This is a genomic window from Paenibacillus sp. Y951, from assembly GCF_056786395.1.
In genome coordinates this window covers 256078-281096 of the sequence record NZ_JBXCIY010000004.1, presented here as the reverse complement: position 1 = coordinate 281096, position 25019 = coordinate 256078, and the positions used below count along the sequence as shown (strand labels likewise).

General features: G+C 39.8%; 20 protein-coding genes and 1 pseudogene. 7 read left to right on the top strand and 14 right to left on the bottom strand.

Annotated features, from left to right (window positions below; genetic code table 11):
• Positions 1-231: 231 nt before the first annotated feature.
• The 5 genes from AC1TPB_RS08105 to AC1TPB_RS08085 form a co-directional block, all read right to left on the bottom strand.
• Entirely contained in the window at positions 232-537 is a 306-nt protein-coding gene (locus tag AC1TPB_RS08105) for a Dabb family protein (protein ID WP_482076012.1), read from the bottom strand.
• A 117-nt stretch (positions 538-654) separates the two neighbouring features.
• Entirely contained in the window at positions 655-2787 is a 2133-nt protein-coding gene (locus tag AC1TPB_RS08100) for an ABC transporter transmembrane domain-containing protein (RefSeq protein WP_482076011.1), read from the bottom strand.
• A 161-nt stretch (positions 2788-2948) separates the two neighbouring features.
• Positions 2949-4004: an LLM class flavin-dependent oxidoreductase gene (locus tag AC1TPB_RS08095; RefSeq protein WP_482076010.1), complete on the bottom strand. Its 1056-nt coding sequence runs from the start codon at positions 4002-4004 to the stop codon at positions 2949-2951.
• Positions 4005-4246: 242 nt separating this feature from the next.
• The gene (locus AC1TPB_RS08090; protein WP_482076009.1) at positions 4247-5800 is read right to left on the bottom strand and encodes a PTS sugar transporter; all 1554 of its coding nucleotides are present in this window, start codon (positions 5798-5800) and stop codon (positions 4247-4249) included.
• Between the two features lie 157 nt (positions 5801-5957).
• On the bottom strand, positions 5958-6842 hold the full coding sequence (locus tag AC1TPB_RS08085) for a LysR family transcriptional regulator (RefSeq protein WP_482063736.1): 885 nt from the start codon (positions 6840-6842) through the stop codon (positions 5958-5960).
• A 152-nt stretch (positions 6843-6994) separates the two neighbouring features.
• On the opposite strand from AC1TPB_RS08085, the gene AC1TPB_RS08080 reads away from it, so the two are divergent.
• A complete protein-coding gene (locus AC1TPB_RS08080) occupies positions 6995-7999 on the top strand; it encodes a DMT family transporter (RefSeq protein ID WP_482076082.1) in 1005 nt (334 codons plus the stop codon).
• A gap of 110 nt (positions 8000-8109) precedes the next feature.
• Here AC1TPB_RS08080 and greA read toward each other — a convergent pair whose 3' ends face one another.
• Together greA and AC1TPB_RS08070 are read right to left on the bottom strand one after the other, a co-directional pair.
• The gene (gene greA / locus AC1TPB_RS08075) at positions 8110-8577 is read right to left on the bottom strand and encodes a transcription elongation factor GreA (RefSeq protein ID WP_482076008.1); all 468 of its coding nucleotides are present in this window, start codon (positions 8575-8577) and stop codon (positions 8110-8112) included.
• An 85-nt stretch (positions 8578-8662) separates the two neighbouring features.
• Positions 8663-9364 carry a hypothetical protein gene (locus AC1TPB_RS08070; protein WP_482076007.1) on the bottom strand — a complete coding sequence of 234 codons (702 nt, stop codon included), beginning with the start codon at positions 9362-9364 and terminating at the stop codon, positions 8663-8665.
• Between the two features lie 192 nt (positions 9365-9556).
• Here AC1TPB_RS08070 and AC1TPB_RS08065 point away from each other — a divergent pair, with 192 nt between their 5' ends.
• Positions 9557-10624: an endonuclease/exonuclease/phosphatase family protein gene (locus AC1TPB_RS08065; protein ID WP_482076006.1), complete on the top strand. Its 1068-nt coding sequence runs from the start codon at positions 9557-9559 to the stop codon at positions 10622-10624.
• Positions 10625-10683: 59 nt separating this feature from the next.
• Here the strand turns inward: AC1TPB_RS08065 and fba are convergent, their stop codons facing one another.
• The 3 genes from fba to AC1TPB_RS08050 all read right to left on the bottom strand — a co-directional run bounded on the left by fba (position 10684) and on the right by AC1TPB_RS08050 (position 13556).
• Positions 10684-11541 (bottom strand): class II fructose-1,6-bisphosphate aldolase, encoded by an 858-nt coding sequence (gene fba, locus AC1TPB_RS08060; protein ID WP_482076005.1) that lies wholly within the window; start codon positions 11539-11541, stop codon positions 10684-10686.
• 217 nt (positions 11542-11758) lie between these two features.
• The gene (locus AC1TPB_RS08055; RefSeq protein ID WP_482076004.1) at positions 11759-12463 is read right to left on the bottom strand and encodes an SDR family NAD(P)-dependent oxidoreductase; all 705 of its coding nucleotides are present in this window, start codon (positions 12461-12463) and stop codon (positions 11759-11761) included.
• A 49-nt stretch (positions 12464-12512) separates the two neighbouring features.
• Positions 12513-13556 (bottom strand): LacI family DNA-binding transcriptional regulator, encoded by a 1044-nt coding sequence (locus AC1TPB_RS08050; protein WP_482076003.1) that lies wholly within the window; start codon positions 13554-13556, stop codon positions 12513-12515.
• A 229-nt stretch (positions 13557-13785) separates the two neighbouring features.
• Here AC1TPB_RS08050 and AC1TPB_RS08045 point away from each other — a divergent pair, with 229 nt between their 5' ends.
• Positions 13786-14391, top strand: coding sequence for a sugar phosphate isomerase/epimerase family protein (locus tag AC1TPB_RS08045; protein WP_482076081.1), 606 nt, complete (start codon positions 13786-13788; stop codon positions 14389-14391).
• Positions 14392-14572: 181 nt separating this feature from the next.
• Here AC1TPB_RS08045 and AC1TPB_RS08040 read toward each other — a convergent pair whose 3' ends face one another.
• The 3 genes from AC1TPB_RS08040 to AC1TPB_RS08030 all read right to left on the bottom strand — a co-directional run bounded on the left by AC1TPB_RS08040 (position 14573) and on the right by AC1TPB_RS08030 (position 19126).
• Complete coding sequence (locus AC1TPB_RS08040; protein WP_482076002.1) at positions 14573-14842, bottom strand: CD3324 family protein; 270 nt, start codon at positions 14840-14842, stop codon at positions 14573-14575.
• Entirely contained in the window at positions 14835-15773 is a 939-nt protein-coding gene (locus AC1TPB_RS08035) for a hypothetical protein (protein WP_482076001.1), read from the bottom strand. Before AC1TPB_RS08035 ends, AC1TPB_RS08040 begins: the two co-directional genes overlap by 8 nt.
• A 275-nt stretch (positions 15774-16048) precedes the next feature.
• A complete protein-coding gene (locus AC1TPB_RS08030; RefSeq protein WP_482076080.1) occupies positions 16049-19126 on the bottom strand; it encodes an efflux RND transporter permease subunit in 3078 nt (1025 codons plus the stop codon).
• A gap of 98 nt (positions 19127-19224) precedes the next feature.
• Between AC1TPB_RS08030 and AC1TPB_RS08025 the strand changes: the two genes are divergently transcribed.
• Together AC1TPB_RS08025 and AC1TPB_RS08020 are read left to right on the top strand one after the other, a co-directional pair.
• Positions 19225-20058 (top strand): TetR/AcrR family transcriptional regulator, encoded by an 834-nt coding sequence (locus tag AC1TPB_RS08025; RefSeq protein ID WP_482076000.1) that lies wholly within the window; start codon positions 19225-19227, stop codon positions 20056-20058.
• Positions 20059-20203: 145 nt separating this feature from the next.
• Positions 20204-21232 (top strand): NADH:flavin oxidoreductase/NADH oxidase, encoded by a 1029-nt coding sequence (locus tag AC1TPB_RS08020; RefSeq protein ID WP_482075999.1) that lies wholly within the window; start codon positions 20204-20206, stop codon positions 21230-21232.
• Positions 21233-21333: 101 nt separating this feature from the next.
• On the opposite strand, the gene AC1TPB_RS08015 is transcribed toward AC1TPB_RS08020, so the two are convergent.
• On the bottom strand, positions 21334-22167 hold the full coding sequence (locus tag AC1TPB_RS08015; RefSeq protein ID WP_482075998.1) for an HAD-IIA family hydrolase: 834 nt from the start codon (positions 22165-22167) through the stop codon (positions 21334-21336).
• 253 nt (positions 22168-22420) lie between these two features.
• On the opposite strand from AC1TPB_RS08015, the pseudogene AC1TPB_RS08010 reads away from it, so the two are divergent.
• Positions 22421-23819, top strand: a pseudogene (locus AC1TPB_RS08010) (RNA-guided endonuclease InsQ/TnpB family protein).
• Between the two features lie 249 nt (positions 23820-24068).
• Positions 24069-25019: a substrate-binding domain-containing protein gene (locus AC1TPB_RS08005; protein ID WP_482075997.1), complete on the top strand. Its 951-nt coding sequence runs from the start codon at positions 24069-24071 to the stop codon at positions 25017-25019.

Genomic DNA, 25019 nt, shown 5'->3' with positions numbered 1-25019 from the left:
ATTTTACGGCATCCATAACGGGGCAATGTATGTTAAATATCCATATGGTCTTGTGCCCAAAGATCACGATATAGCTTTGGCTCATTTACAACATATGAAGAAGTATTTGGTGACTTAGATGTATAGGCTTTTATGCAATTGTTAACCGTCCTTCTGGGCGTAATATGTACTACAAAGAAAAGAGATGAACCTCGAGGTTCATCTCTTTCTTATTCTCACATTAAAATCATCCTACCGCTCGCGATAATCAATCTCCGAAAACTGTGTAACTTCTTTCTCCCAGCGTTCGCTTACAAATGCAACATGAAGTGGATGTTCATTATAGGCTGTATAAGCCTGCTCGTCCTCGAACAGCATGCTGAAGCCAAATCGGTAGTCATTTTTCGGACTTACTTGATCGAATACTTTGAACTGTTGAACAGTCGGGATAGAACTTAAAATTGCTCGTCCATCCTCCAAAAATACTTGCTCCTCACTTGATCCTGCCGCATGTTTAAGTGTAAAAATTACAGAGTGAATAATCCGATGATCTGCCATTAGAATACGCCCCTTTATGATTGCTTCGTTTAACAATAAGTGTACTACATATTCCATCGTTGTAAACCAACCTAGTATCATTTGATGATAGCATTTGATTCTTACCAAATCTCAACCTTATTTCATCCGATGCACGATGACAGCCTCTAGCTGCTCGCGCATATAAGGATATGTTTTCATTAGCGGCATAAGTTGCTGAGCTTTTAATGTTAGCAGGACACAATCTGTTGCTGCAATAACGTTGGCTGTACGTGGAATTTGACGTAGCAGCGCAATTTCGCCAAAGTATTCGCCGTCTTCAAGACTAGCAACCGTCGTTATTGAACCATCAGTATTATTTTTCGTAATCATTACTTTCCCACGCACAATAATATAGAATGTATTGCCCTTTTCACCTTCACGAATAATCGTTTCACCAGCTACCCGCTTCTCCGTTAAGAAATACGTTGCAAGATGCTGTAGCGCTTCAGCTTCCACCTCAGCAAAGAACGGTAGCTGCTTCAGCCTGTCAGTCGCAATATGTACTTGCTGTCCATCTTGGCTCCATTGGAAGCCTTGCTGTCTCGTCCACATTTGCCTATAATGAGCGCATGTAGCTAGCAAATCATCATGCTTGCCTGAGCCAACTAACTGCCCTTTATCAAGGACATAGATGTAATCTGCATCCGTTATCGTATGAAGGCGATGCGTAATGTGAATAAGCGTCCGATTACGACTTAATTTGACTAGACATTGATTAATAATAGCTTCCGCCGCAGGATCAAGTGCCGCCGTAATATCATCTGCAATAAAGATGTGCGGATTACGCAAAACCGTCTGTGCGATGGCGATCCGTTGTCTTTCTCCTGCTGAGAAATTGTGTCCTTCATTAACAATGATAGTGTCCAGCCCTTGAGGCAAATTAACGATCAGTTCACTTAATCCAGCCATATCTAGTGCTTGTGCAATTTCTTCTGAAGTAGCATCGGCATTACCTAGCAATAAGTTATTACGCAATGTCGTGTTAAACAGATAAGGCTCTTGAAAGACAACACCAATCGTACGGAACAAGCTCTCTAATTCAACTTGCTCCAGCTGATGTGATTGGATCATAATACTACCTTCTTGTGCCTGATGAAAGCGTAGCAGTAATTGGACTAATGTACTCTTTCCTGAGCCGCTTGTCCCAACGATCGCTACATACTGCCCATCCTTAATAAGCAGCGATATACGGTTCAAAATCTTTTCATGATCGTCATATCCGAAGCTAACATTTTTGAATTCAACGGTTGCTCCTTTATTCGATAAAACGACTGGCTGCTCCACTTCCACAATTTCCTGCTGCAGCTCTAAAATTTCATTCACTCGCTTCATACCCACTTCGCCCTCGATAAATGCTGGAATGATTCGCATGAAAGCTGTTATACCATAATTAAATGTAAGAAAAATAGAGTTAAAAGCTGTAAAATCTCCAATCGACATCTGTTCTTGAAACGTAAAATAACCGCCGATTGCTAATACCGCAACATTGACAATCGTTAAGATCAGGACAGGCAATCGTTCCAAATTCGAATTGATAAAACTTCTCTTTACGCCAAACGAATAGAGCAAGCCCATCTGTTTATCAAAGCGTTGCTCAAAGCTGCGTTTTAAGTTGAATGCTTGTATCGTACGAAATCCCTTTACTTCCTCTTCTATATGATTAGAAAATTGCTCCATTCCATCTACATAGCTTTGATTGTATCGTTTCGCACGTTTACTCAGCAGTGCTTGTGGCATGATGACAAGTAATGATCCTACTACAGCAACAATTGTTAATTTCCATGAAATTGTAATCATCAACGCTACGCCAACAATAGCGCTCATAAATGAGTATAATCCGATAATAAAAATTTGCTGCAATGCATATTCGATAGCCGGGGCATCAAGCGTAAAGCGAGACAATAAATCGCCACTACGATATTTTTGATAAGCTTTAGAAGATAGCGTTTGAAGCTGCTTATACACATCACTACGCAATCCAAGCAATGTTTTTTCATTTAATTTCGCTAGTGAATAGTCTCCACCTACACCAATAATAAGATTGAGCAAACCTCCAACAACAAATATAATTAACACAATGAAAAACACAGTAATATTTTTCGGTAATATTGCTTCATCGATCAAATATTTCATACTCAGCGATGTAAAATATTCGAATGCTAATTCAAATACGAGTGCAAGCACAACAAAACATAGTAGTAGCTTATGACTCAATAAATACTTCTTCAATGATTTCAGAACGTATAGCAACAGAAAATCCTCATTCCTAATTCGTTTTATTCATAAATTATACCATTCTTTCCTATAAAATAGATTATTATTTGATTCATTGATATAGACAAAAAATCCGATATATCATCGATATATCGGATTTCCCCAAAATTATTTTATTATATTCCTTGTTCCTTCTCCCATTTCGCTATTTCCTCACGAACGATCGGAGCGACTTCTTTACCAAACAACTCAATACCATGCATGACTTGATCATGTGGCATCGTACCTAATGGCATATGCAGCATAAAGCGTGTAATGCCAACATGCTTACGTAAGTTAATAATTTTCTGCGCTACATATTGTGAATCACCAACATATAGCGCTCCTTCAATACTACGCGCATGATCAAATGCTTGCTTCGTATAAGGACTCCATCCTCTTTCTCGACCAAGGATGTTCATAACCGCTTGCGCTGGCGGGAAGAATTGCTCCACTGCAAGTTCCGTTGTATCGGCAATAAAGCCATGGGAATGTGAAGCGATCGGTAGTTTACTAATATCATGACCTGATCTTGTAGCGGCCTGTTTGTATAATTCAACTAGCGGTGCGAAGTTATACGGGCTACCGCCGATAATAGCTAGCACAAGGGGGATACCCAGATAACCAGCTCTAATGACTGATTGTTGATTGCCACCACTGCCAATCCATACGGGTAGTGGATCTTGAACAGGACGCGGGTAGATTCCTTTAGCATTGATAGACGGGCGATGCTTCCCCTTCCAATTGATTTCTTCCGACTTCGTAAGATGAAGTAACAAGTCTAATTTTTCATCAAACAGTTCATCATAATCCTCTAAGTCATAGCCGAATAACGGGAATGATTCAATAAACGAACCTCTGCCTGCCATAATTTCAGCACGACCATTAGAAATCGCATCAACAGTAGCAAATTGTTGATATACGCGAACAGGATCATCCGAAGAAAGTACGGTCACCGCACTTGTCAGTCGAATGTTTTTCGTTCTTGCCGCTCCCGCAGCAAGTATTGTTGCAGGCGAAGATGCCGCATAATCCGCGCGATGGTGTTCTCCTACCCCATATACATCCAATCCAACCTGATCGGCCAATACGATTTCTTCTACAACTTGACGAATACGCTCAGCATGACTAATAAGCTCCCCAGTCTGCGGATCGGGATTACATTCTACAAACGTCGATATACCTAATTCCATCTCTATCATCCTTTCAAAACTTTTTGTTAGCTTCCTGAGTTTCTTCTTGTAAACAACAAGTTGCTTCGGAAGCATAAACGTTTTTATTAGTTAATTATATTGTGCATATAATTCCAACGAATTGCAAGTAACTATATTTTTTATTGTAGATATGCATATAAAAAGCTATGAAGTAACTTCGCTTAAGGTGTATCACCTATTCACATCAGCTACTTCATAGCTTCTATATAAGAATGAATTGATTATTTTGCTCTTGTAGTCCTATTGGCAACTATCGTTATCGCGAAAGCAATGAGTAAGGATACAATCATCGCGATGGCAAAACCTAATGGATTATCAGACAAGAATGGAGCCGCAAAGGATGGAACATACGCAGTACCACGAATGGCGAACAAACCAACTAGACCACCACCGATACCAGAAGCAATAATTGCGCCTGCAAAGACGATTTTATTAGAAAACATGAACGGATACGCCGCCTCAACGAATGTTCCAAAGCCCATATTTATTAAGAAGCCTGGTGTTGCAACCGCTGCTTCTCCTTTATCACGCGGACTAATAATATTAGCTAATGTAATACCAGCAGAAACCATCACTAGACCAACCATATCTACAGCTCCAAGGAAACTGTTTCCTGTTGTCTCCATCTCAAGTAATACGATAGGTAAAATAGCTGCGTGATATACACCTGCTAAAATTGCTGGCCAGATCAATAAGCCTGCTAATATACCAGCTAATATCGGATTGAAATCAATCGCTGCATTAATGAGAATTTTTACCCATTCACCAAGCTGTAGCGCAATTGGGGACACGAGGAAGTACATAAGTAGACCTGCAACAAGACCCGAGACACCGCCAGCAACAATATTGACTGTTGTCATCGGGAAGCGCCACTGAACGCATTTGGTAAACAGCCATTGGACGAATATACCGGCAAGAATACCACCAATCATACCGCCGATAATGCCGCCTTCAGTCGATAGTATACCTGCAATTACACCAGCTACAATCGAAACCTCATCTAGCTCTGACACTTGCTTCGCTGCAATTACTGCAATTAATATAGGCAATGCACCAATAATAACGTTAAACACATCGCTCATAACTGCTAAAGCAGGAATTTTACTCAAAGCCAGTACAATTGCCATTGCAATAAATCCTGGTAAAGAGGCTTGCATAATTCCCTTGAAGTTAATTCGTTTCCATACACTTATAGAAGAGCCTTGACCATTATTGCCTTGATGGCCAAGCACAGGCATATATTTAATATTCCATTGTTTACTTAATGAAGTGACGAAGGAAACTGCTCTTGTCCGGTTCGTTGTCCCGGTCGTACCAGATGTAGCGATCACGTTAGCACCTTTCGTACTAATCATTGCCATCGACGTTCCACCTGTACCTACAATCGGCAATTTGAACTTAGCCGCTGCTGTTATTGCCGCATTATTCGTTCCTTGAGGATCACCGCTCATAATAATGATGCCATCAACTTCTTTGTTATCTATAAGCGCTGCAATCGCTTCGTCGGCTGATTTCGCTTGATCATTAATAGTAGCTAAATTATTTTGTTGGCCTTTCACGAATGTTTGCTCCGCGATGTTCCAGCTATATAGAGATGCTAATGTTTTACCCTTCGCTACATCCATTGACTCCTGCGCAGCGATAAATTGAACTGCTGCAACTTCAATGCCAGCGCTTTGACATTGCACGAGAATTTCACCCAACAACTTCTCTGGGTCACGACCACCCAAATTGAACAAATTACCACCACTACTACCTAATATCGCAACCTTCATCAAGTACACTCCCTAATTCTTAGATGACATACATTACTTTAGTATAGTAATGTATTAACTTATTATAAGAATGAAAGGTGATGAGATCAACATATAATTAATAAATATTCATTTTCAATTGTTTATTTATTGTAAATGTTGATAATAAACATATTAATCACACATTATTATCATTAACTTTTTCTAGTAAATACGCATGCCGTTGAATTTCATCAATAAAATGTGACAGCGTATTCGTAATATATGAATCCTTCCGCCATACAAAAATCGTCGTAATATCGCAATAAGGATCTGGCAATTGATGTTCTTCCACAACCTCACTAGCGACAAGATCTATAACACTAGATTGCGGAATAATAGTCACGCCAATACCTGCTGCAACACTTCCGATAATCGTTCCAAACGTACCAAACTCCATAATTTTACGAGGAATAATGCCTTCGACCTTCATCCAGCTTTCTAATCGTCCTCGATAGCCGCATCCTTTATGATAAAGTAGAAATGGAGTCGTTGTCAGTTGATCCATCGTAAAGCTGTCTCGCTTAGATACTAAGACAAGCTTTTCTTGTATAACAGCTAACTGCTCAACATTCGGATGACGGATCGGACCTGTTACAAAAGCTCCATCTAACTTCATATCAATCACATCTTGAACAAGTTGATCTGTAACCCCTGCAATTAGCGATAATTCTACATTTGGATACTGGTCGTTGAATGACGATAGAATATGTGGGAGCGCAATAACAGTCTCAACGATTCCAATCTTCAGCATCCCCGACGCCCCATCTTGATCTAGAAAGCTCAGCTTCATTTCTTCCACTTTCGCTGTAATCTCTTTCGCATATTCCAAAAGCCGTTTACCTTCTGAGTTAATAATCATCCCACGCTTGTGGCGACTGAACAATGGCGTATGCAATTCCTTCTCTAACACTTTAATTCGAGCCGTTACATTGGATTGTACATAGCTCAATTGCTCCGCTGCTTTACTTACACTTCCACATTCAGCTACCTTTTGAAATATAATTAGATCATTAAGTTCCATATTGACCCCTCTTTCGTAACATGCCAAAGTGATAACTATTAGTAATATCATTATAAATGATGGATATGTTTACTTTCAATCATTTTACATAGTGTATAAAATATTTTATAGTAGCATTATAGAGAAATATTGGAATGGAGAGTTACCAGATGATTAGAAAGAATGTAGTGTTCGGCGCATTACTATGTCTTATTGCAAGCGTTTCTTGGGGTGCAATGTTTCCAGTTGCACATTTGGCTTTACAGCATATCGATCCGTTCTACTTTTCATTTATTAGATATTTCATTGTTAGTATATTATTAACGGTCATTTTGCTTGCTAAGGAAGGGCGGAAAGCGTTCAAACTTGAGGGACGTGGACTTACTTTAGCCTTTTTCGGAACGATGGCATTTGTCGTCTACAATATGTGCATTTTTCTTGGGCAGCAGATGATGGGTGAAGCCGGAACAGTTATTGCTTCTATTATGGAAGTGCTGATGCCAATTATTACAATCGTCTTAGTATGGCTAGGTACACGTAAAAAACCAACGGCAACTACGACTCGTAATATTGTTATCGCCTTTGTCGGGGCAATGCTTGTCATTACTAAAGGTAACTTTTCCTTCTTCTTCATGAATAGTAATCAACTGCTACCTTTATTATTAATTTTTATCGCCGTTACTGGATGGGTTGTCTATTCATTGGGCGGTTCTCGCTTTAAAGGTTGGTCAATTCTGCGCTATTCTACATTAACTTGCTTGCTTGGTAATGGTGTAGCATTGCTTGTAGTCGCATCAGGAACGGCGACAGGAATGTTAGAAATACCTACACTAGCAACACTATCGACTATTAAATACGAAATGGCATTTATGGTGCTATTACCTGGACTTGTTGCTTTATTAAGCTGGAACAAAGGGATACAGTTACTTTCTTCCACTCACGGCGTACTATTTATTAATTTCGTGCCCATTACGACGTTTATTATTATAGCTATTCAAGGCTACACGATTAGTACATTTGAAATTATTGGTACTATACTTATTATTGCAGCACTAGTTCACAATACATTACATGAACATATAACGATTAAAGTTATTCCCAAATCAATGCGTACTTTGGCTAGATTTTCTCGATCCCAGCTATTCAAAGCGGTTCGCATGCTTACATCTAAACTGTAATTTAGTTATTACAAAGGGTCATCGATATTTGCAGCAGCTACTGTAAATATCGATGACCCTTTTTTGTTGTGGTATGATTAGTTCATGCAGACTAGCGTTATTTCAATGTATTATTTTATTTCCAAAAGCTTATATTCAATCATTCCCATTGGCGCGTCAACTTTAATAGTATCGTTGACCTTTTTACCGATAATTGTTCTGCCAAGTGGACTTTCATAAGAAATTTTGAAGTTTATAACATCTGCTTCTGCCTGTCCAACGATCGTATATTCAACATTTTCATCATATTCCTGATCATATAAGACAACGGTTGAACCTATAGAGGCAATTGATGTGCTTTCAGCTTTCGCAATAATAGCTACGCGCAGCATCGCTTCAATTTGTTTGATCCGTGTTTCCATAAATGCTTGATCGTCTTTGGCTGCATGATACTCACCATTTTCTTTCAAGTCACCATAGCTAATCGCTTGCTTCAAGCGCTCCGCTATTTCACGACGCTTCGTTCCTTTAAGCTCTCCAAGTTCGGCCGTTAATTGATCATGCCCGTCTTGTGTAAGTACAACTTCTTCATTTGCCATTTCGTACACTCCTTTATGCTTCTATATCCTATTGTACCTTATAATGTACCGTGAGAACGAATATTAAGTAAATTAGAAAAATAGCTTACCAGCCATCAAACATATTCCCGAAGCCTTTTCCGAAAGCATTTATGAATGAAGCTACGAATTGGTTAAGTACAAAGTATAATACAAGTCCCTGTACCGCAAAGAATATTGTTGTGGAATACATAGGATCAATGACACTCGATTCGCCTAGCTTATAATGTTTCACAATAGACGCTGCACTTGCAAATACAGAAATAAATGCGACAGCTACCAGCAAGATGGATAATTTCGATAAGCCAACTAATGCAGTTATGAAAATTAATGGCATAATTGCTGCAGGTATCGCCATATAAGCAAACCATTGCGACAATACATCGACAAAATTAGTCGTTAATTTATTCAGCTTAGTCAATCCAAACGCTACACATCCGCCAATTGCTAAGAAAAATGCCGAACCGATGACTGGCACGATAAATGCTGATATGAATGAAGCTGATTCACCGAATATATCTAATAATTTGTCCATTAAGAACCAAGTCGTTAACCCAAACAATATTGCAAATGCTATAATGTTAATAGCTCCGAATAACAAATGAGTTTTATCTTTTGCAAAAGCTTCGATATGTGGTTTTTTTAGAATGACCCATACATACTTGAAATATTCTTTGACTACTTTCAATTTATCATCGGTAGAAACTGGCGCTACATTAGCCGGGTTTGCATACCCTTGTTGTGGTGGCACTGTTGGAGCTAATTTCACCCCGCAATTATGACAATGAACCGCACCTTCCAAATTTGTAGTTCCACAGCTTACACAATTCAATTAGATCATCCTCACTTTATTCATTTGATTCATCTAATCGATGAACGCCACTTAGTTAAGTTTTATTTTACAGTTATTCACTACAATATCAACAGTTTGTTTTACATTTACTATTTGAGGAGTGTGACTATGAAAAGATTGATTCTGCGTATCGTACTGTTCATTTTAAGTAGCGCCATTATTGTTATCTGCGGATTTCTTGGATATGTCTCACTTACGGATTACAAACCAAATGCTGTTGAGCCTTTATTAATACGTCATCCTGTATCTGAAACGATTAACTTTGCAAAACCATTTTCAATAACGACGTTCAATATTGGCTATGGTGGATTAGATGCTAATCAAGATTTTTTCATGGATGGAGGCACAATGTCAAGATCGAGCAGCTTAGCGCAAACAGAACGTAATATGGAAGCTATTACTGCTACGATGAATCAAATAAATTCAGATATCTACCTACTACAAGAGATCGATGTTGCAGCTACGAGATCATATGATATGAATGAGGTCGATTATTTCATCGATAAGCTACCAGAGTATAGCAGCGTGTTCGCCTATAATTATAAAACACCTTGGGTGCCAATTCCGCTTATGAAACCAATGGGCAGGGCAGAAAGTGGTCTGTTATCACTTAGTAAATTCCATATCGATTCGCAAACTAGATATGATCTTCCCGGTAAAGAAAGCTGGCCTGTTCAGTTATTCGAGCTAGATCGTGCTTTCGTAGAAATGAGACTTCCTGTAAGTGATGGAAAAGAGTTAATATTATTGAATCTACATTTGTCTGCATTTGACGAGGGTGGCACGATCCGCAAACAGCAATTAGATTTTCTTAGTCAGTATATTGAGCAGCAAATAGCCGCTGGACATTACTTAATTATTGGTGGCGATTGGAATCACGCATTACCAGGAACGGATTCAACCAAATTCCCTACAACGCAAGCATGGCCAAATTGGCTACAAAAATTCCCGGAGGATTTCACACCTAAAGGCTTCCAGTGGGCAGTGAATAGCGACGTTCCAACGGTTCGTACGCTAAATATCCCTTATAGCGCAGGGGTCAATTTCTTAGCGGTAATTGATGGTTTCTTAGTTTCACCTAATGTTGAAGTCATCAATGTTTCAACGGAAAATTTACAATTTGCACATAGTGATCATAATCCTGTAACTGCTACTTTCAAGCTAAAAACCAACTAAACAACATCAAAAAAGCCATCTGCATGCAGATGGCTTTTTCAAAATCATTGAATATTATATTATGCTTTGTTAGAAGAACCAAATTCACGCATTTTTCCAGCAACCGTAGCTTGAATAGCGTTACGACCAGGAACCAAGAATTTACGAGGATCGTAAGCTTCAAGATCATTTTTAAGAACTTCACGAACTGCTTTAGTGAATTCGATTTGGTTCTCAGTGTTTACGTTGATTTTGGAAGTTCCAAGAGAGATAGAACGTTTAATATGCTCAGTTGGGATTCCAGTACCACCGTGAAGAACTAGAGGAAGGCTGATTGTTTTGCAAATCTCTTCCATCTCTTTGAACCCAAGGTTTGGTTCGCCTTTGTAAGGACCATGAACAGAACCAAGAGCAGGAGCTAGGCAATCAATACCTGTAAGTTTAACAAGCTCGAAGCACTCTTTAGGATCAGCATAGATAACGCCTTCAGCAATAATATCGTCTTCTTGTCCGCCAACAGTACCAAGCTCAGCTTCTACAGAAACACCTTTGCTATGTGCATATTCAACAACTGATTTAGTAATTGCAACGTTCTCTTCAAATGAATGATGAGAAGCGTCAATCATTACTGATGTGAAACCAGCATCAATTGCTTCTTTACATTTGTCAAAGCTAGAACCGTGATCCAAGTGTGTAGCAACTGGAACAGTAATTTTCATTTCATCAATTAGAGAAGAAACGATTGCAGTTACAACTTTGAAACCGCCAAAGTGACGAGCAGCGCCTTCAGATACACCCAAAATTACCGGAGATTTCTCTTCTTGAGCAGCAGCCAAAATAGCTTGAGTCCACTCTAGGTTATTGATGTTGAATTGACCAACAGCATAACCTTCTTTAAGCGCTTTGTTTAACATATCTTTCATTGATTCTAATGCCATTATAATTCCTCCTTAATGATAACTAGTTAATCTAGAACGATCTCGTTAACTATACCTATTTATCATATCCATTTTGGACTAGAATTACAAATGGTAATAGAGTATAAATTGCAACATTACACAATGTAATCGCATTCTTTTCGACTAAATTCTAAAAAATTTATGCTACTGGATAGTTTTTAATAAAACTTCATCATTTTATCATATATTTACAGTATTATAGCTGCATAGCTTCACCTTTATAATTAATAAATGCAAAAGCGGAATCTATCGCAACTTTACGTTCAATAATGTCCACAATGCCTTGTGCACTTTGTTGCGGAGATAATGGTGCGGATGGTCCTCCCATATCTGTACGCATCCAGCCTGGATGAATACTCCATACATGAGTATCATGAGCATGCAGCCATCGTTTCAGCTGTTCTGAGAACAAATTCAGCGCACATTTAGAAAGAGAATAAGGATAATCTCCTGCATAAGCATTCGTAATGCTCCCTGCTTCCGAAGAAATATTAATGATTGAGCTTTCTTGCTGTGATAGTAGCTGTAGCATATGCTTCACAATACGCATCGGGCCAAACAAGTTCACATCAAAGCTATTGACCACATCATCTATATCCAAATCAACAATTGCCGTCTCACGACCAACTAATATAGCTGCACTGTTAACAATGCTATGCAGTTCTACTTTACTACGATTTAGCTGCAACGCGACTTGGGAAACTTCAGCCTCATTCGTTACATCACATAATAATATCGTAATTTGACCTTCATCCAATCGCTGCTGCTCCATCAACGCGGTTAACTGATTGACAGCCTGCTCGTTACGTAATACAGCATAAATATGATGCCCACGTTGCAATGCCTCAACTAAAATTTCATAGCCGAGCCCTCGATTAGCTCCAGTTATTAAAATATTCATTCCATCATCCCCCGTTCTGCTTATTACTCCAATGGTTTTGTTGTATATATTATTTCTTCCGCAAGCAAGACTCACGGATAATTAATGAGCAATCCACACTAACTTGCCTAATCTCATCTGTTGGTTTTTCAATTTTAGCAATTAAGACATTCATTAATTCTTTGAACAGACGCTTAAAATCTACTTTAACAGTAGTTAGTGGTGGAGAATGCTTTTCACTTAATACATGATCATCAAAGCCAATGACTGAGATGTCCTCTGGCACTTGAATGTTTTGTTCGCGAAGCGCGCGAATTGCCCCGAATGCAATACTATCATTAGCTGCAATGAATGCCGTTGGTAATGACTCTTGATGTTCAAGTAATTGTTTCATAGCGTTATATCCTGCCTCATCCGTAAAATCAGCAGCCACAACCCAGCTTGAATTAACTACTAATGAATTCTGCTCCATCGCTTGCATGAAACCCTCGTATTTGCGTTCACCTGATAATCGCTTTATGTTTCCATTAATAACGCCGATCTCACGATGTCCAAGGCCTACAAGATAATCAGTCGCTTGCTTCATGCCTGATTCATTATTGAAATTTGCTACGATCCGATTGCCTGTTGTAGACTCCGGATGCTCTTGATCAAATACGCCAATAATAAAACCTTCTTGAATCAATTCCTCGACAAATGGCTCATAATGCTCCGTACCGATAAAAATACCACCGTCAATTCTTCGTTGGTAAAATATCTCTTTCACATTGTTAATCGTAGCTACGTCGGTTGTGTCACGAATAATATATGTTAGTACGTAATAGTCATAATCCGAGGCATTTTCAATTACACTTACAATCATCATATTCGTCAGGACGTCTACAGAAACTTCGCCTGAACTCACCATAAATAAACCGATGGTACGAGATTTTTTCCCTGCTAGCATTTGAGCTGAGACATTAGGAAAGTAATTGAGTTCTTTAATCGCCTTCATTACCTTCTCTTTCGTTTCAAAGGGGACATTCGCATAATTATTGACCACCCGACTTACTGTACTGCGCGACACGCCAGCAAGTCGGGCAACCTCTATACTGTTAATTTCAGATTTTTTCAATTTATTAATCTACCTCCATGTAAACACGTGTTCACAAGTCTATCATATAGTGAAAATTCCACTATTGTCAACATTTATTGCAGGATAAAGTAGCTTACTTCTTACTCATGTTACCCGTTTACATAAACACGTGTTCATGATACTCTATCATTAACTGTAGCTGCACACAGCTCATGCTTACGATGCAACTTTTCATTGACGAGAAGTATATCAAGTAGCGAAGCAGGCCATTGATCATTGCATCCAACGATTGAATCTGGCTAATGAAATCGGTGCTGGCGTATGTGTAAATATTGCAGGTTCACGTAGTATGCAATGGGATGGCCCACATCGAGACAATCTAACTAACGATACATTCGCCCTTATTGTGGACACTGTTCGTACCATTATTGATGCTGCCTTGCCCACTCGTACTTTCTATGCTTTGGAAATGATGCCTTGGGCGTATCCTAATAGTATAGACAGCTATGTGCAGCTAGTAAAAGCGATTGATCGTAATGCTTTTGCCGTTCATTTTGACCCTGTCAATATTATTAATAGCCCTCATACCTACTATCACAATGACCAACTGATTATTGATTTCATCCAAAATCTTGGTCCTTATATTAAGAACGTCCACGCCAAAGATATTGTGCTACAGCCCCATCTAACGCTTCATTTTGATGAGGTCGTGCCCGGACAAGGACAGCTTAATTACGCAGTGCTGCTACAGCAATTGAATGGACTGCAAAGAGATATTCCGATTATGATTGAACATCTGACGACCAATGATCAATATGATGCAGCCGCAACCTATATTCGCTCTGTTGCTGATGAACTTAATCTAGTCATATAATCGATGGTTACGTTAACGATTGGACTGGTCGTATGATGCCGACTGCCCGCCGCACAAACAAGTGATGGATCGATTCTACCGCTCTACTATCGTACTCGTTAGTTAAACCTATAATCCGCCCGCTCATCAATTAAGGTTGTCGATAGAATCAGCAACCTTAATTGTTAGCTTGTATCACCCCTTAGTTCTGTCTATCGTAGATAATACGTCTTATGCGGTCTTCACTTAAGTTAAATTGATCAACCAACTGAGAAACACTCAGTCCAGATTTGTATTTCAAGACTATTTCTTCGTTACGTTCTCTTAATTCTTCGCGAATTCCCGTTGATGTCCCCCAGTTTTGACGTTCTGTTTGCGGAATATATATATGCTTACCTTTGACATGTTTCTGTATTTCTTGTATCAGTTCTTCTGGCAATATATCCTTTGCATTTATATACCTTTTACTCATTTTGCACCATTTTGTATAAATTCACAGTACTGTTTTTCTCCATACCCACGTCATCAAATCCTTCTCGAATCATTAAAGTGAATACCTCAAAGTTTTTTAAAGTAATCCGCGCGATCACATGCAGAGCTCCCAGTTGTTTAGCTGACAGTAAAGAGGCATGTAACAATCTTAGCTTCTCCGTTCTACTCAACTCATACTTAGGCCGGAAGTGTAGAGTGAACGCGTATGCATCAAAAAATTCATTACCTGTACCTTTATTAACTAAATCCACAAAATAATGTGCCAATCCAATGATTTCATTACTTTTATCATCTCGTAAAGCTATTATGATATTTTTTCTGGAATAGTTACTGACTAATTCAGCAATAAAGTCTTTACCATCTTCGATCAGTAATTGCTTGATGGTTCCAAGTTCCGTTTCTGGAACTAAACCAATATTTGAATTGCAAAAATCAATGGGTTCTTGCCAATCGTTGATCGAAAGCATTAAAGATACATTCGCGTATTCCTCAGAGTCAAAACCCATTTTTTCCCACAATGATATTTCACTATTTCTAATTTGCCCAAACTTACAAAAGGCAAATTTCATAAGCTTTTTTCCGCCGTTTTGGCGGACCACCAGCATGCATTTTTCTACCAGATTGATTAGTGCTGCTTCATATGCCTCGGTGTATCCAAACACTAAATGGCCGTTCTTCGTAATATCCGATAAAGAAATACCCATAAATGCCACGATTGACCCATCATTCTCTGCAACAAAACCCTGGCTATTGCTTGAGTCGGCGTACTCCTCTCTTAAATCTTGTACAGACATACCAAAACCGAAAAAAGTAGGGTCAGGATTAAATTTCTTAGCGGTATCATTCATCATCTGAAATAATTGTTCAAAATCATCACTTACATTGATTCTTCTTATCGTAATGTTTTCCATTTAGGATCAGCTCCTTCTTTTGACAATATTATCCTTATAATTCACTCTGATTAAAAGGTCACAAATTTTTATACAATTCTTCGCCGATACTTCTAAGAATCCAAGTTTACGTGATTGGTGGTGCACCTGTGAGTCATTTTAAGTCCGCTAGATTTGAAATCTAAAACGCGGACTTCCCATTCGCGCGGCGCTTAAACAAAAAAAGCAGCTTGCACCTGAACAATTTCCGTTCAAGCGCAAGCTGCTTTTCTATTCCAGGGTGTCCGAAAACAGTATTAGTTATCTAACACTTCACGACGATTTTTCTTCAGTAATTTAGATAGCATTTCATATACAACAGGAACGATAATTAGTGTTAGTATTGTGGAGCTCGCCAAACCACCGATAACGGTAATCGCAAGACCTTTCGAGATAAAACCTCCACCTCCGCCACCAATTGCTAGTGGGATCATCGCACCAATTGTCGCAATCGCCGTCATTAAGATCGGACGAAGACGAGTTGTTCCTGCTTCCAATATTGCTTCACGTAATGTAAGTCCTTCACGCTCCATACGGATAATTCGGTCTACTAATACGATCGCATTCGTGACGACGATACCGATGAGCATCAGTAGTCCCATCATAACCGGTACAGAAATGGTTTCACCCGCTATGAATAATCCAGCGAATGCTCCAATAACGATAAACGGTAATGATAATAGAATAACGAATGGTGCAAGTCCTTCACCGAATGTTACAACTAGAATGAAGTATACAATAGCAATTGCAGCTAGCATAGCTACGATTAGCTGCATAAATGCGTCTTGAATATCTGCCATTGCTCCTGCCTCACCTAGCTCAACACCTTTAGGTAAGTTCAGAGCTTCTACCTTACTGCCTACATCTTTAGAGGCTTTAGAAACATCCTCACCAATAATTGTACCTGATACTGTAGCTGTATATTGTCCTTGGCTGCGAGTTAGACTATTGACCGCATGACCTTCTTCAATCTCCACAATATCACCAAGTTCAACAGTAGTGCCTAGCGCTGTTGGTACCGGTAATTTCAGCATATCTTCCAACGATTTTGGAGCTATTGCTTCTTTTTGTACAATGACTTCAATGGATTTCCCATCACTTTCAACCGTTGTTAACACATGCTGCGATGTGTCAGGATATAGCATCATCACGATTTGTGCCGTTGTTAAGCCATATTGCAGCAACGTAGATTGCTCAACATGGAATGTATAAGCTTCATAGCTTGCTTCTTTCGTTGAGGAAACATCTGCTAGCAAGGAACTTCCTTGTAACACTTCTTCAACCATTAGAACTGCTTCGTTCATTGTATCTAAATCTTCACTATGCAATGTATAAGTTACTTCGTTACTAGACATCGCACCCATCGAGAAGTTTTGACTTCCCCAACGACCAGGGTGACCAATGTCTTTCACATACTCTTCAATTTCTTCACGAACCTCTGGGAAGTTCTTCATATCAGGATCGAAGATCACATACATTAACGATCCACCTGCTCCGCCTGTCATCATTGACATCATATCTGCACTATCAGAAATAGATAGTTGAACGATATCAACATCATCACGCGCAATTAGCTTTTGCTCTACTTCCGTTACGTATTTGATCGTGTCTTCCTTCAGCTCGCCTGCTTTAGGAGAGTACGTAATATACATTACTTTCTCTTCTTCACTGCCCAGGAAGCTTACTCCGATGAATGGAGTTAATAAACAACTACCTACTAATATAACAAGGGAAATGATAGACGTAATCGCTTTGTGTTTAAGCGTCCATTCTAGTACGCCTCTATATTTCAACGCTAGCTTGCCAACTTCTTTATGCTTGCTCTCTGTTTTCGGAGCATATAGCTTTTTCTTAAATAGGAAGTGCGACAGCGCTGGAACAATTGTAATTGCAACAATTAATGATGCAATTAACGCAAAGCTCATCGTTAACGCGAATGGCAAGAATAGCTCGCCAATCATTCCACCTACAAACACAAGTGGAGCAAATACTGCAACGGTTACTATTGTTGAGGAGAAGATTGGTTTGAACATTTCAATCGTTGCTTCACGAACAAGCGCACGACCTGACAGCTTCTCATCCTTCAGATGCAATCGTCGATATATATTTTCGACGACGACGATGGAGTCGTCAATAACACGACCAATCGCAACCGTAATTGCACCTAATGTCATAATATTCAACGTAATATCTAGCCAGTTCAGTACTAGTAATGCCATAAATAATGATACCGGAATAGATACGATAGATATAACTGTTGATTTGAAATCACGTAGAAATAATAGAATAATAAGAATGGCGATTAATCCACCGAATACTGCTTTTTCTACCATGGTAAGTACAGATTCTTCAATCGGTGCACCTTGGTCTAATGTTGTTTCAACAACTAACCCTTCGATGCTTGCTTGCTCTTCTTTCATCAACTCTTTTAATTCATTAACTACAGTTACCGTGTTAGCATCTTGCGCCTTTACAATTTGAATGGCAATAGCATCTTCACCATTAGTACGCGATAGCGATTGAACTTTACCTAATAACTCAATTTCAGCAAGCTCGCTTAACTTCACAAATGGAGATGGTTGCTGCTCAGTAGGTGTAACTGGAATAAGCATATCGCTCAGCTCATCCATTGTCATAAATTTACCATCAACTGCAATGGCCTGTTCAGCCTCTTCAAATTCGAAAATACCTAGAGAAGTATACATATCGCTTGCTTTGATGAGATTAGAGATCGTCTCTTCTGTCACACCTAAGCTAGCCATTTTATCAGTGTTATAAGTAAGTTCTACTTCTTCAATATGTTGACCAGTTATCGTAGCCGAAGCTACACCATCAATTTTTTCAATCTTAGGAAGAAGGATATCTTCAACTGTACTTGTTAAACTTACAATGTCTTCTGTTTCACTACTTACACTCAGTGCTAGAATAGGCATCATATTGAAGCTGATTGCCGTAATCATCGGCTCTTGAGCATTAGCTGGCAGTTTCACTCCATCAAGCGCCGCTTGAATTTCACGCTTTGCCTCAGCCATATCGGTTCCATAGTCATACTCCACTTGAAGACTAGACATGCTAGAATAGGAAGTAGACGCAACCATTTTCACTCCACTTAAATTTTCCAGAACTTTTTCTAACGGAATGGTAACTTCATCCATTACCTGTTCAGCAGTTGCCCCAGGATATACATCCATAACCATCAAATACGGAATGGATATCTCTGGAATTGTCTCCATATTCATCTTTGTTGCCGAATACACACCAGAAAACGTTATAATTATGGTGAGTAACCATACTGCTAACTTATTTTTCAATACAAAATTAACTATCGAATTCACTTGCACACCTATCCTTCCTTGACTCTCTATCTTATATTTTTTATAATAATGACTAATGGGTCATATGTCAACTTAATCTAAAAGCGAGGGATTATTTCATGCCAAAAAGAAAGATAATTATAAAGCACGCCATCGAATTATTCGCAGATAAAGGCTTTGAGTCCACGTCTATACAAGAAATAACAGAAAAATGCGGAATCTCTAAAGGTGCTTTTTACCTTAGCTTCAAATCCAAAGACGAGCTAGTCATTTCAATAATCGAGCATTTTATGGCAGAATTATCCGCCGATATTGACCAGGTAGTCAATAGTGATTATCCTGGCGATCACAAATTGTTTTCACTATACTCCATTATTTTTGAATTTTTACAAGAACATCGTAAATTCGCTTTAATCTTTGCTATGGAGCAAATGCATCAAATGAATCAAAATTTATATGCAAAGATGGCTGCTTACGATGCGCAGTTTTCAATATCTTTATTAAAGTTAATAGACAACGTATATGGTTCCTCGATTGAAGCCATAAAATACGATCTGTTACTATGTATTAAAGGAAATATGAAAAGTCATTCTGAGTTCTTAATTCTGAATAAATTACCGATCGATATTGCATTACTATCTCATAGCCTAGTTGATATAACGAATGCCATTGCTTATAACGCAACAACGGGATTTGTAACTAAAGAGATGTTCAATCATCATTGTGCTTCGACTGAACATACAATGACATTGCAACAAGCTGTGGAGAAAATCAATCAATTATTGAGTACAAATGAAGACCAACTAGAAACGGATTCGCTTGTCATTTTACTGGAACAACTCCAAACAGAAAGCCCTAGTCAAGCAATAATGAAGGGAATGATGAATACACTGAAAAAATATCCACGTTGCAGATTACTTATCGTTAGTCTTGAACAGCTCCTTGCAAAGTAAACCATTCAGATGTATAACTTCATTGTAACAACTGCAACTTCTAATTGGAAATTTTTGATCTTGCTTTTGAGCTCGCCCAAAGCCCAATGTCAATAATTTGTCACTATTGTGAATAATTCCATTAATCAACAAAGGATGATGAGAGATGACTTATATAGATCAACCACTTTCAATAAAAAATATGACATTGAAAAATCGCATTGTTATGGCTCCGATGTGCCAATATGCTGTTAAAGAACAGGATGGTATACCTAATGAGTGGCATTATGTCCACTATACGTCTCGTGCCGTCGGCGGCACTGCACTTATAATTGTAGAGATGACGAATGTTGAGCCTAGAGGTAGAATCTCTGATCGTTGCCTTGGTCTATGGTCCGATGAACATATCCCTGCCTTCAAAAAAATCGTTGATGCTGCACATCAGCAGGGCGCTAAGATCGGTATCCAAATTGCTCATGCTGGCAGAAAAGCAACGGATGATCCTAATCCAGTTAGTTCATCAGCTATTTCTGTCACAAATGATGAGACTTCACCCAAGCCTCATGCATTAACTACTGCGGAAACAGAAGTGATCGTTGAACAATTTGCAGCAGCAATTAAGCGAGCTGTAGCATGTGGCTTCGATTGTATCGAAATTCATGGTGCGCATGGCTACTTGATTCATCAATTCCACTCACCTAATATTAATCAGCGTGAAGATCAATACGGCTTGGATCTCGCTTTATTCGGCGAACAAATCGTAAAAGCTGCGCGAACAGTGATGCCCGCTAGTATGCCGTTATTATTCCGTATTTCAGCAGTTGAATATATGAAGAATGGCTATACGTTGGAGCACTCCCTTTCAATAGCAAAACGTTACTATGAAGCTGGCGTAGATTGCTTCCACGTATCTACAGGCGGCGAAGGTCCAGCATCCGTAGTTAAGCCGAGCTATGATACTGCCTACCAAGTCCCTTATGCGCGAGCTTTCAAAGCAGCCTTCCCAAGCATCCCTATTATTGCTGTAGGCAATCTCGAACAGCCTGAAATCGCCGAGTCCGTACTCGCTAATCGTGACGCCGATCTAATTGCGATCGGACGCGGCATGCTCAATGACCCTTATTGGGCATTGCATGCGGTCAAGCAAGTTACAGGTCATATCGATCCGCCCACTCCTTATATACGTGGCATGTAACGGTGCGTTGCCGCTTTTTTCAAAATAGCAAAAAACGCTCTAGCGAGATATTGATCGCTAGAGCGTTTTTACTATCATATAAATCATAATAGTGATGCCGATTAACCTTCCTGCATCGCTTCGTTATCAAAGTCTGCTTTTTGAACTTCCATATAATGATCTATAAGTACAGCTAAGCTCTCTACGACAATATCAGGCCTAATCTCACTACGCTCTACATCTTCCTTAGTAGCTGATCCAGTTAATACAAGTGCTGTCGACATTCCGTGAAGCTTACCAAGCATCACGTCAGAAGCAAGACTATCGCCTACCACCATACATTCGGCTGCTGGCAAACCAAGAATAGATAAAGCTGTATCCGCCATAATCTGTGACGGCTTGCCCATTACTTTAGTCACTTCGACACCTGTTGCATAGACAATCGCACCAATCATGCCCGCTACATCAATGCAATCGCCCTCTTCCGTCGGAAACATGCGATCTTCATTCGTGGCAATAATTTGCGCTCCAGCTCGTACAGCACGAAACGCCTTATTCAAATCTTCATATGTCAATGATTCATGTAACGTAATAACTAGCCATTTGGCTTGCTCTGGCTTGTCCGCAATAATTAGTCCATGTGAACGTAATTCCTCCGCTAAGCCAGGATCACCAAGCGTCCAGATCGCATCTTGCGGATAATGATCTCGCAAGTACCTTGCAGTAACGGTTGAGCTTAATACAATTTGCTCGGCAGCTACTTCAATTCCCATAATTGCAAGCTTGTCCTTACACATTGCCCGCGAATAATTTCCACGATTACTAAGAAAAAGAAAAGGAATACCATGCTGCTGCAGCTTACGTAGTCCATTGATTGCCCCATCAATATCCTGTTGACCAGTATATACCGTTCCATCCAAATCAATAATAAATCCTTTAACATGTTCGTTTGCCATAGTGCATCTCTCCCTCATGAAAGTAATAAGCTCGATGAACGTGATCTACCACTATGGATTTAACCACGTTCTTCCTATCAGTTTTCGCCGAGAGGACTCCCACTTCTATAAGTGGCGGGGTGAATCGGCGGTCCCCTGAATAATTCCGCAAAATGTTCTTCCCTTCCTACATCCTAAAAGGTATAATAAGATGAGAACACACATTCGCATTAGTGACTGGAAGGGGGGTGAAGTTTTGTCAGATTCAAAGTCCATGTACAGAACCCATCAAGTGTGGATTAAGCCAGGCCATCGCTTGTTTACGTACCTTGATCAAGCATGTCAGGACGCTAAGAACCTGTATAACACGACCAACTTTTACGTCCGACAGATCTTTACCGCATTTGGGAAGATTGAGCCTCTCCAGCCGTTGCAACAAGAAGTTCTAGATACGCTGGCGTCACATATTGATCTTATGAATGAACGACGAAGAGAAGCGAATCGTTCCCATCCGTTCAAGCTACCCTCGCAAGAAAGTCCCTTTGTTCATTATAACTTCTTGGACGCCTTGTTCAAATTGATGAATCGACTCGATTATCGAGCGCTCCCGACGCAAAGCAGTCAGGGAATCATGAAGACAGTATTCCACAATTGGCATTCTTTTTTTGCTAGTATCAGAGATTACCGCCAGCATCCTGAAAAGTACAATGGTAAGCCCAATATTCCGGGATACGCTCGAAACAGGGTAAAGGAAGTCGTGTTCTCCAATCAAGACTGTGTGATCAAAGAACGAAAATTTCTCAAGTTTCCCAAGAGTAAGCTGCAACTGAACATCGGCAAGCTAGGCCGTACCGACGGACAACTGAAGCAAGTGCGTGTCGTCCCCAGCCATGGACAATACGTGGTCGAATTGATTTTCGCTTATCCGCTTGAAAAGAAGGAAACCACACAAGAACACGTGCTGGCGATTGATCTTGGCGTCGTCAATCTTGCAACCATCGTCACGACCACCGGAGCAAAACCGTTTATCGTGAAGGGCAAGATCGTGAAAGCGATCAATCAGTATTACAACAAGATGAAAGCGTACTATACCAGCATTCTTCGCCAGGGCAAGCAACCGCGCGAAGGAGCGTATACGTCCAGACGATTAGAACGGCTCCATCTGAAGCGCCATCGGAGGATCAAAGACTTGTTCCACAAGGCAAGTCATCATATTGTTCGGTTGGCAGTGGAACACAACATCGGTACGATCGCCACTTTCACATAACGATGGATGGAAACAAGCATCCGGAATCGGACGGCGAAATAATCAATCCTTCCATCATATTCCCCATCAGATGCTCATCGGGATGATCGAGTATAAGGCAACGGAACAGGGAATCGTCGTGATCCTGACCGAAGAGGCGTATACCTCGAAATCCAGCTTTCTAGATCAAGACCCGTTGCCGAGTTATGGCGAAGAAGGGACATGGATCTTCTCAGGCAAACGGATGTATCGTGGTCTGTATAAGAACACAAAAGGCTTGATTCATGCCGATGTCAACGGTGCAGCCAATATTATGCGAAAAGTATTCCCAAACGTATCTGCTAAAGGAGCGAATGGGATAGAGGGGTTGGATGGTAACCAGACCATCAACGTGTCAACTCCACTGGTGTTAAGCATCCTGAGATAAATGGGATGATACATCAGAAACCCCCACTTCAGTCGAAGCGATAGCTTTGGTAAGTGGCGGGAGTATTCATCATACAACGGAGTCGCTAACAGTAACAGATAAACTTCTACAACGATACGCTCTATTCAGAACTATGAATATTGAATCTTCCCTACTCACATATTACTAACAAAAACCAGTTATAATACTTATATTACAGCTATATTCACGATAAGCTAACTCCTATCATTACAGTAAGGAAGTGTCATCATGGTCAAACGAATACTTACTATTATATTAATCGCAATCGTTGCAGTCTTTCTAACTCGATTCGTGGCATCCGTTGTTCAAACTGATCACCATATTGCGCAATTAGATGGAGGATTTAGTAATGAGCTAGAACGAAAGCATATCATCTTTATTGCACAACAAGTTGACAATCCATTTTGGAAACAAATGGAGCAAGGTGCGAACGATAGTGCGAACAATTTGAATATCGATATTCAATATATCGGACCTAGTACGAATAATATACAAGAGCAGATACAGCTGTTACAGAAAGCTATTGCATCGGCACCTGATGGGATTATTGCCCAGGGGATAGACGAACCCGAATATCTCGATCTGATTGCTCATGCCTCCGCGAAGCAAATACCTATCGTAACCGTAGATATGGATGCCCCGGAGAGTGATCGTATTGCTTATATTGGAACTGATCATCAATTAGCTGGTCAACAGATGGGCGAGCTTGTCCTTCAACAAGTTAGTAGCAACACCGAAATTGGCGTTATTATCGGAAGTGAGCAAGCTAGCAATCAAACGATGCGTTTAGAGGCATTTCAAGAAAAAGTATCTGCACAACCACTCATTAACATTGTTGATATTCGATCGTCTAATATTTCTAAATTAGAGGCTGCGAAGCAAACCGTTGATATGATGAAGAAAAATCCCAACATTAAAATTATCGTTGGTTTTAGCGGCTTAGATGCGATCGGTATTGTCGAAGGGTTACAATCGATGGAGAAAAACAATGTCACTGTATACGGTTTCGATAACTTGTCCAATACAGAACAATTACTGTCTCAAGGATTAATTCACGCTTCTATCGTCCAACAACCCGCACAAATTGGCATTCAAGCAATCGAGACGTTGAACCAATACTTTAAGCAAGGTAATGTTCAGAAAAAACAGTATATTAAAACTACCATTGTAACCAAGTGA

Excerpts from the sequence above, each read along its gene's own strand:
- AC1TPB_RS08105 (WP_482076012.1), bottom strand. The coding sequence starts at position 537 with ATGGCAGATCATCGGATTATTCACTCTGTAATTTTTACACTTAAACAT.
- AC1TPB_RS08095 (WP_482076010.1), bottom strand. The coding sequence starts at position 4,004 with ATGGAATTAGGTATATCGACGTTTGTAGAATGTAATCCCGATCCGCAG.
- AC1TPB_RS08090 (WP_482076009.1), bottom strand. The coding sequence starts at position 5,800 with ATGAAGGTTGCGATATTAGGTAGTAGTGGTGGTAATTTGTTCAATTTG.
- AC1TPB_RS08085 (WP_482063736.1), bottom strand. The coding sequence starts at position 6,842 with ATGGAACTTAATGATCTAATTATATTTCAAAAGGTAGCTGAATGTGGA.
- greA (WP_482076008.1), bottom strand. The coding sequence starts at position 8,577 with ATGGCAAATGAAGAAGTTGTACTTACACAAGACGGGCATGATCAATTA.
- AC1TPB_RS08065 (WP_482076006.1), top strand. The coding sequence starts at position 9,557 with ATGAAAAGATTGATTCTGCGTATCGTACTGTTCATTTTAAGTAGCGCC.
- fba (WP_482076005.1), bottom strand. The coding sequence starts at position 11,541 with ATGGCATTAGAATCAATGAAAGATATGTTAAACAAAGCGCTTAAAGAA.
- AC1TPB_RS08055 (WP_482076004.1), bottom strand. The coding sequence starts at position 12,463 with ATGAATATTTTAATAACTGGAGCTAATCGAGGGCTCGGCTATGAAATT.
- AC1TPB_RS08040 (WP_482076002.1), bottom strand. The coding sequence starts at position 14,842 with ATGAGTAAAAGGTATATAAATGCAAAGGATATATTGCCAGAAGAACTG.
- AC1TPB_RS08035 (WP_482076001.1), bottom strand. The coding sequence starts at position 15,773 with ATGGAAAACATTACGATAAGAAGAATCAATGTAAGTGATGATTTTGAA.
- AC1TPB_RS08025 (WP_482076000.1), top strand. The coding sequence starts at position 19,225 with ATGCCAAAAAGAAAGATAATTATAAAGCACGCCATCGAATTATTCGCA.
- AC1TPB_RS08020 (WP_482075999.1), top strand. The coding sequence starts at position 20,204 with ATGACTTATATAGATCAACCACTTTCAATAAAAAATATGACATTGAAA.
- AC1TPB_RS08015 (WP_482075998.1), bottom strand. The coding sequence starts at position 22,167 with ATGGCAAACGAACATGTTAAAGGATTTATTATTGATTTGGATGGAACG.
- AC1TPB_RS08005 (WP_482075997.1), top strand. The coding sequence starts at position 24,069 with ATGGTCAAACGAATACTTACTATTATATTAATCGCAATCGTTGCAGTC.